Source organism: Sphingobium sp. HDIP04 (assembly GCF_000445085.1).
GTDB classification, from domain to species: Bacteria; Pseudomonadota; Alphaproteobacteria; order Sphingomonadales; family Sphingomonadaceae; genus Sphingobium; species Sphingobium indicum.
The window spans coordinates 1-1,100 of sequence record NZ_ATDO01000096.1; the positions used below are offsets into that span (position 1 = coordinate 1).

At 64.5% G+C, this 1,100-nt stretch carries 2 protein-coding genes and 1 pseudogene; all 3 read left to right on the plus strand.

The window, feature by feature from the left end; genetic code table 11:
• Window positions 1-282 (plus strand): putative sulfate exporter family transporter (locus L286_RS0124725; RefSeq protein ID WP_031293375.1); only part of this gene is annotated, 282 nt, incomplete at its 5' end.
• Window positions 283-296: 14 nt separating this feature from the next.
• Window positions 297-578: a hypothetical protein gene (locus L286_RS37900; protein ID WP_020819489.1), complete on the plus strand. Its 282-nt coding sequence runs from the start codon at window positions 297-299 to the stop codon at window positions 576-578.
• Between the two features lie 32 nt (window positions 579-610).
• A pseudogene (locus L286_RS37905) lies at window positions 611-1,100 on the plus strand (IS6-like element IS6100 family transposase); the annotation flags it as partial.

The window sequence follows — 1,100 nt, forward strand, 5'->3', positions numbered from 1 at the left end:
GCAGCCGCCGACGCGGGCGCGCCCCCGGCCATTCCTGTCTTCCTGGTCGGCTTCGCGCTCATCGCGGCGGCCGCCAATTTCGGCCTCCTCCCTCCGCCGCTGCGCGGTTTCCTCTCCGCCTCGGCGACCTTCTGCCTCGTCGCCGCCACCGCCGCGCTGGGGATGAAGACCTCGCTCCGCCTGCTGCTGGCCGAGGGCTGGCGGCCGCTCGCGGCGATGACCGCGCAGACCTTGCTGCTCGCGGCCTATGTCATCGGCTGCATCTTCCTGTTCAAAATGTGAAGGCGACGTTCCCGATGTTCGAAACCATGCGCCCCCCGGCACCCGACTCGCTGATGGAGGTCGGGCGTCTCTTCGGCGCCGACATGCGCGCCGAGAAGATCGATCTCGGCGTCGGAACCTATCGCGATGGCGAAGGGCGCATCAAGGTCATGGCGGCGGTGAAGCAAGCCGAGGAGCGGCAGCTCAAAAGCCAGATGGGAAAGGGCTATCTCGGCCCCGGCGGCGACCAGCTTTATTGCGAGCGCCTCATGGAGGCGCTGTTCCCGGGGCTCTGTTGCAAAAATCGTGAAGCTTGAGCATGCTTGGCGGAGATTGGACGGACGGAACGATGACGGATTTCAAGTGGCGCCATTTCCAGGGTGATGTGATCCTGTGGGCGGTGCGCTGGTATTGTCGCTATCCGATCAGCTATCGCGACCTTGAGGAAATGCTGGCGGAACGCGGCATTTCGGTCGACCATACGACGATCTATCGCTGGGTCCAGTGCTACGCCCCGGAGATGGAGAAGCGGCTGCGCTGGTTCTGGCGGCGTGGCTTTGATCCGAGCTGGCGCCTGGATGAAACCTACGTCAAGGTGCGGGGCAAGTGGACCTACCTGTACCGGGCAGTCGACAAGCGGGGCGACACGATCGATTTCTACCTGTCGCCGACCCGCAGCGCCAAGGCAGCGAAGCGGTTCCTGGGCAAGGCCCTGCGAGGCCTGAAGCACTGGGAAAAGCCTGCCACGCTCAATACCGACAAAGCGCCGAGCTATGGTGCAGCGATCACCGAATTGAAGCGCGAAGGAAAGCTGGACCGGGAGACGGCCCACCGGCAGG